At 69.7% G+C, this 6,264-nt stretch carries 8 protein-coding genes; all 8 read right to left on the reverse strand.

Annotated elements, in window-relative coordinates; genetic code table 11:
• Positions 1–120: 120 nt before the first annotated feature.
• A complete protein-coding gene (gene nusB, locus Q0A34_RS11740) occupies positions 121–726 on the reverse strand; it encodes a transcription antitermination factor NusB (RefSeq protein ID WP_291480165.1) in 606 nt (201 codons plus the stop codon).
• A gap of 6 nt (positions 727–732) precedes the next feature.
• On the reverse strand, positions 733–1,296 hold the full coding sequence (gene efp, locus Q0A34_RS11745) for an elongation factor P (RefSeq protein WP_291480166.1): 564 nt from the start codon (positions 1,294–1,296) through the stop codon (positions 733–735).
• Between the two features lie 59 nt (positions 1,297–1,355).
• Complete coding sequence (locus Q0A34_RS11750) at positions 1,356–2,420, reverse strand: aminopeptidase P family protein (protein WP_291480167.1); 1,065 nt, start codon at positions 2,418–2,420, stop codon at positions 1,356–1,358.
• A gap of 10 nt (positions 2,421–2,430) precedes the next feature.
• Positions 2,431–2,877 (reverse strand): type II 3-dehydroquinate dehydratase, encoded by a 447-nt coding sequence (gene aroQ, locus Q0A34_RS11755; RefSeq protein WP_291480185.1) that lies wholly within the window; start codon positions 2,875–2,877, stop codon positions 2,431–2,433.
• A 28-nt stretch (positions 2,878–2,905) separates the two neighbouring features.
• Positions 2,906–4,006: a 3-dehydroquinate synthase gene (aroB, locus tag Q0A34_RS11760; RefSeq protein ID WP_291480168.1), complete on the reverse strand. Its 1,101-nt coding sequence runs from the start codon at positions 4,004–4,006 to the stop codon at positions 2,906–2,908.
• Entirely contained in the window at positions 4,003–4,584 is a 582-nt protein-coding gene (locus Q0A34_RS11765) for a shikimate kinase (RefSeq protein WP_291480169.1), read from the reverse strand. Before Q0A34_RS11765 ends, aroB begins: the two co-directional genes overlap by 4 nt.
• Positions 4,585–5,811 carry a chorismate synthase gene (gene aroC / locus Q0A34_RS11770; RefSeq protein WP_291480170.1) on the reverse strand — a complete coding sequence of 409 codons (1,227 nt, stop codon included), beginning with the start codon at positions 5,809–5,811 and terminating at the stop codon, positions 4,585–4,587.
• Positions 5,812–5,844: 33 nt separating this feature from the next.
• A partial coding sequence (locus Q0A34_RS11775) for an A24 family peptidase (protein WP_363316452.1) occupies positions 5,845–6,264 on the reverse strand: 420 nt, incomplete at its 5' end.

Here is a 6,264-nt window from a genome sequence, read left to right on the forward strand (position 1 = left end):
CGTGACCTCCTTCCCCGCCTCACTGGACGGATCGTTAAAGGTGGTCGGTGCCGGCCGGTGCCGGCTCCATGTTCCGTGCTGAAGTCTAGCACGGCCTTGACGTCGCGGACGTCGGGGACGTCACTTCTCCCCGGTCTCCCCGGTGCCGTCGGTGTCGTCGCTGACGATCCCGGCGATCAGGGAGTCCGCCTCGGCCCGGTCAGCGTCCTGCGCGGCACGCGACTCGGCGGCCTTGCGCTCCTCCTCGTCACGGGCAGCCGCCTCGTCCGCGAGACGCTTGTCCCTCGCGATACCGTCGAGCACGGCGTTGATGTAGGACGGTGCCTTGTCGTGGGAGTACTCCGCGGCGAGGCCGATGCCCTCCTTGAGAGCCACCCGGGCAGGGACCTCGTCGTTGTAGAGCAGCTCCCAGGCCGACACGCGCAGCACGGCACGGTCCACCGCAGGCAGTCGGTCCAGCCGCCAGGAACTGCTCAGGTGCCCGGCGATGGCCTCGTCGAGCTCGTCGAGTGTGGACGCGACCCCCGGCACGATCCGGGCGGTGTACTCCGGCACCGGCTTGACCTGGTTGGACTCGTCGCGGGCCAGCTCGACACGGTCCTGCACGATCTCGACGGGGTCGATGTCGCGGAACTCCGCCTCGAAGAGGATGTCGACGGCACGCTGGCGGGCCTTGAACCTGGCCCCGTGGCGGCGATAGGACTCGCCGGATTCTTTGTCTGCCATGGGGTTCTAGTTGTTGACGCGGGAGAGGTACTCGCCGGTACGGGTGTCGACCTTGACGACGTTGCCGGTCTCCAGGAACAGGGGAACCTGGATCTCGGCGCCGGTCTCCAGGGTGGCGGGCTTGCTGCCGCCGGTGGAGCGGTCACCCTGCAGACCCGGGTCGGTGTGCTCGATGGCCAGGTCGACGGAGACCGGAAGCTCGGCGAAGAGGATCTCGCCGTCGTGGAAGGACAGCTGCACCCGCATGTTCTCCAGCAGGAAACGACCGGCGTCGCCGAACTTGTCGGCGGAGACCTCGAACTGCTCGAAGTCCTTGTCGTCCATGACGACGTAGTTCTCGCCGTCGTTGTACAGGTAAGTCATGTCGCGACGGTCCACGGTGGCGGTCTCGACCTTGACACCGGCGTTGAACGTCTTGTCGATGGTCTTGCCGGAGACGACGTCCTTGAGCTTGGTCCGGACGAAGGCGGGCCCCTTGCCCGGCTTGACGTGCTGGAACTCGATGATCTGCTGCAGCTTGTTGTCGATCTTCAGCACGAGACCGTTCTTGAAATCCGCGGTTGTCGCCACGTGTTTGCTCCCTGGATGTCTTGGATGGGTGGACAGCCGAACAGTCTAGCAGCCTGCTGTCAGACCACCTGTAACCCGGTGGACGAGGGGTTGACGGACTCGGCGCCGTCCGCGGTGACGATGTAGGTGTTCTCGATCCGCAGCCCCGTACGGCCCGGCAGGTACACGCCCGGTTCAATCGTCAGCGTCATCGACTCCGCCAGGGTCCTGTCTTTCGGGGTGCGCGAGGCGGCGTACGGGGCCTCGTGGACGTCGAGCCCCACCCCGTGACCGGTGGAGTGGACGAAGTACTCGCCGTAGCCCGCCTCGGCGATGATGTCGCGGCAGACCCTGTCCACGTCGAACAGTCCCGCCCCGGGGCGCACCGCCTCCACGCCCGCGCTGAACGACCGGTGGACCAGGTCGTAGAGCTCGGTGGACAGGGCGTCCGGCTCCCCGACGCAGACCGTGCGGGTCTGGTCCGAGGCGTACCCGTCCAGCCACACGCCGAAGTCGACGGTGACCAGGCCCGGGACGATGACGTCGCGGGAGACCCCGGCGTGCGGTTTGGCCGCGTTGACACCCGAGGCCAGGATCGTGTCGAAGCTCAGTCCGTCGGCCCCGGCGGCGCGCAACCGGTACTCCAGGTCCGCGGCTGCCTCGATCTCGGTGATCCCCTCGCGGATCCCCCCGGCCGCGATGAACTCGGCGAAGACGGAGTCGGCCAGGCGGCCCGCCTCACGCAGCGCGTCGAGCTCCGCCGCGTCCTTCACCAGGCGAGCGTCCTCGACGGCGCCGTCGAGGACCGGCGGGTCGCCCAGTTCCCGCGCCGCGGCGACCGGCATGCCCGGTTCCACGGCGAACGGCCCGTCCCCGGCGACCGACTTCAGTTCACCGAGGAGGTCGCGGGTGGTGCGGATGTCCACCCCCGGGGAGCCGGCGGTCTCCTGACGCACCTGGGTGTCGTACCGTCCGTCCGTGGCGAGGGTGACGTTCCCGGCGGTGTCGAGAAGCACCGCGGCGTTCGAGCCGCTGAAGCCCGTCAGATAGCGGACGTTCTTCAGGTCGGTCACCAGAAGATAGTTGTGACCTGCGGTGGAGACGGTGTCGGCGACGGCCTGACGGCGGCGGAGGAAGTCTGTCATGCAGACCAGGTTACGCCCCGGCCCCCGCCTGGTGTGCAAGGTACTCCAGTGCCATGGTGTAGCCCTGTGCGCCGAGGCCGGCGATGACACCGCGGGCGATCGGCGAGAGGTAGCTGTGGTGCCGGAAGGCCTCGCGGGCGTGGATGTTCGACAGGTGGACCTCCACGAAGCCGGGCCCGTCGGCGACCTCGGCGAGTGCGTCACGGAGGGCCACCGAGGTGTGGGTCAGCCCGCCGGGGTTGATGATCACGGCCTCACCCTCGTCGGCGGCGCGGTGTACCCGGTCGATCAGCGTGCCCTCGTGGTTGGACTGCAGGAAGTCGACCTCCACGCCCAGGCGGGTGGCGTCGGCGCGGAGCCCCTCCTCGATGTCGGCGAGGGTGGTCGACCCGTAGATCTCGGGCTGACGACGTCCGAGACGGTTGAGGTTCGGGCCGTTGAGGACGACGATGCGAATGGCGGTGCTCACGGTGGCGGTTCCTTCTCTAGTGGTGGTTTTCAGGGACGGTGTTCCGGTAGGCGGCGGTGAGGTCGTCCGGCGACGGGTCCACCAGCGTCCGGGGAGTGTAGGAGCCGGTGTCGTCACCAACGACGACGACCCGCAGGCTGCCGTCCCTGTTCTTCTTGTCCCGGGCCATGACCTCGGTGAGTTCCTCCAGGGAGGCGTTGCCGTAGCTGGTGGGCAGTCCCACGCTCTGCAAGATGCTCCGGTGCCGGTCGACGGCCTCCCTGCTGAGGAGGCCGGCGGCGTGGGCGAGTTCGGCCTCGAAGACCATGCCCACGGCCACGGCGTGGCCGTGCCGCCACCGGTAGTTCTCGTGCTGCTCGACGGCGTGACCGTAGGTGTGGCCGTAGTTGAGGATCTCGCGCAACGAGGACTCGCGGAGATCCTGCCCGACCACGTCCGCCTTCACGGCGACCGCGGCGCCGATGAGCTCGGGAAGCGTTCCGCGGGGATCGCACGCTGCGGCGGGGTCAGCCTCGTAGAGGTCAAGGATGTGCGGGTCGCGGATGAAGCCCGCCTTGATGATCTCGGCACTGCCGGCGACGATCTCGGCGTGCGGGAGTGTCTCGAGCACGTCGAGGTCGACCAGCACGGCCGAGGGCTCGTGGAAGGCCCCGACGAGATTCTTGCCGGCGGCGGTGTTGATCCCTGTCTTGCCTCCCACGGCGGCGTCGACCATGGCCAGCAGCGTGGTGGGGTACTGCACGACCCGGATCCCACGCATCCAGGTCGCGGCGATGAACCCTGCCAGGTCGGTGGTCGCACCCCCGCCGACCCCGACGACGACGTCCTGCCGGGAGAGGCCGGCGTCGGCGCAGACGTCCCAGCATGCCGCGGCGCCGGTCACCGTCTTGGCGGCTTCGGCGTCCGGTGTCTCGTGGAGCACCGGCTCCACCCCGGCGGCGCGCAGACCTTCGGCGACCCGTGCCGCCAGCGCCGCCAGCGGAGGCTGGTGCAGCACCACGGCCCGGCGGGCGCCGGGTACGCTGTCCGCCACCGAGCCGGTGAGGTCACGGCCGATGACCACGTCGTACGGGTTGTCCGTGGCGACATGCACGGTACGGGCGGGATGCGCGTTCACAGCGGCGCCCCTTCCCCGGACCCCGGCTCGGCGGCGGGTTCCACGTGGACGTCGTGGACACCGATGAGAGCCAGCACCTCCGCCACGGTGTGACGCGGGGTGCGTCCGTCCGCGTCGACGATGTGCGTGGCGACACTGCGGTAGAGCTCCTCGCGCTGGGCGAGGATCTCACGGTAACGCTGAGCGGGGTCCTCCCCCTCCGCCGCGGCGAGAACAGGACGGGTGGCCAGGTGCGCCGTGCGCCGGGTCCCCTCCTCCGCGGAGACCCGCAGGTACACCACAGTGTACTCGGCGAGCAGTCGCCGGGTCGCCGCCGAGAGCACCGCGCCACCACCGAGAGACACGACGCCGTCGGAGTCCAGCGCCCGGGCGACGTAGATCTCCTCGATACGCCGGAACTCCGGCTCCCCGAGGGTGGTGAACAGTTCCCCGCAGGTCATCGCGTTGTCGCGTTCGAGCAGGGTGTCCGAGTCGACGACGTCACAGCGCATCACCTCGCCGAGGGCGTGCCCGACGGTGCTCTTGCCTGCACCCGGTGGTCCGACCAGGACGACCCGTGGCAGCTTCTTCGTGGTCATCTACGCCTCATCCCAGGTCAGTCGCCGGTCCACGTCGTCGACGTAGGCGAGGTAGTTGCGGCGGGTCTCGGCCACGCTGTCTCCCCCGAACTTCTCCAGGACCGCGCGGGCCAGCACCAGGGCGACCATCGACTCGGCGACCACCCCGGCAGCAGGGACCGCACACACATCGGACCGCTGGTGGATCCCGGTCGCCGGGCGGCCGTCGTCCATGTCGACAGTCGCCAGGGCACGGGGCACCGTGGAGATCGGTTTCATGGCGGCACGGACCCGCAACTGCTCGCCGTTGGTCATCCCGCCCTCGAGACCGCCCGCACGGTTGGTCCGCCGGGCCACCCCGGAACCGTTGCCGATCCGGTCGATCTCGTCGTGGGCCTCCGAGCCGCGACGGCGGGCCTCCTCGAAACCGTCCCCGATCTCGACGCCCTTGATCGCCTGTATGCTCATCACCGCCTGCGCCAGCTGACCGTCCAGACGTCCGTCCCAGCTGACGTGCGAGCCGAGACCGACCGGCAGGCCGGAGACCACGACCTCGACGACCCCGCCGAGGGTGTCGCCGGACTTCCGGGCCGCCTCGATCTCACTGATCATCGACTTCTCGTGGGAGTCGCCGTGCACGGTGAAGGCACGTACCGGTGACCCGTCGACGGCGTCGAGGTCCCCCGGTGCCGGAGGCGGGCCGGTGTAGGTCTCCGAGGGGCCGATGGACAGCACGTGACTGACCACCTCCGCGCCGGTGACCTCACGCAGCAGCGTCCGGGCGAAGGTCCCCGCGGCGACCCGGGCGGCGGTCTCCCGGGCGCTGGAGCGCTCCAGGACCGGACGGGCCTCCCCGTGGCCGTACTTGACCATGCCGGAGAAGTCCGCGTGACCGGGTCGCGGACGGGTCAGCCGGGCGCCCCGGCCGGAGTCCATCTCCTTGACCACGTTCTCGTCGGACATGTCCAACGGGTCCGCCGACATGATGGTGGTCCACTTGGGCCACTCGGTGTTGCCGATCATCACGGCGACCGGTGAACCTATCGTCAGGCCGTGGCGCACGCCCCCGAGGAAGGTCACCTCGTCCGCCTCGAACTTCATTCGGGCACCGCGGCCGTAGCCGAGGCGCCGTCTGGCGAGTTGGCGGGACACCTCGGCGCGGGTGACTGGCACCCCGGCGGGAATGTCCTCGACAACGGAAACAAGGGCCTGGCCGTGCGATTCCCCGGCAGTCGTCCATCGAAGCATGCCCCACATTGTCGCACGGTCACCTGTCAGACGTCACCACTGCCCGCCGTTTATGACCCCCGTCACCACCGCCGTGGCCGCGAGCATGCCCGGTCCGTGCGGCACGGAGTCGTTCCGGACACCCGGTATCAGGGCGAACAGCAGGGTGACGACGGAAGCCACCGCCACCGTCCACAGCAGCCCGACCACCCCGCCCGTCGCAGCGGCGACGGCCCCGAGACTCAGGGCGAGCTTCGCGTCGCCACCTCCGGCGCGCAGCCGGTCGGAGAGTCGTCCCGGCAGAACACACATGAGGAACCAGGACACCCCACCGAGAACCGCCCACCCGTGGCCGGTGACCAGCACGACGGCCCACACCACCGGCACCGCCGGCACGGTCAGCAGGTCGGGCAGCCGTCGGTGGCGCAGGTCCTGGACCGTCAGCGCCACCGCCCACGCCAGTACGGCCAGTCC

Origin of the sequence: Corynebacterium sp. (assembly GCF_022712195.1) — a bacterium.
In the GTDB taxonomy this organism is placed as follows: domain Bacteria; phylum Actinomycetota; class Actinomycetes; order Mycobacteriales; family Mycobacteriaceae; genus Corynebacterium.

Excerpts from the sequence above, each read along its gene's own strand:
- aroC (WP_291480170.1), bottom strand. The coding sequence starts at position 5,811 with ATGCTTCGATGGACGACTGCCGGGGAATCGCACGGCCAGGCCCTTGTT.
- Q0A34_RS11750 (WP_291480167.1), bottom strand. The coding sequence starts at position 2,420 with ATGACAGACTTCCTCCGCCGCCGTCAGGCCGTCGCCGACACCGTCTCC.
- Q0A34_RS11765 (WP_291480169.1), bottom strand. The coding sequence starts at position 4,584 with ATGACCACGAAGAAGCTGCCACGGGTCGTCCTGGTCGGACCACCGGGT.
- nusB (WP_291480165.1), bottom strand. The coding sequence starts at position 726 with ATGGCAGACAAAGAATCCGGCGAGTCCTATCGCCGCCACGGGGCCAGG.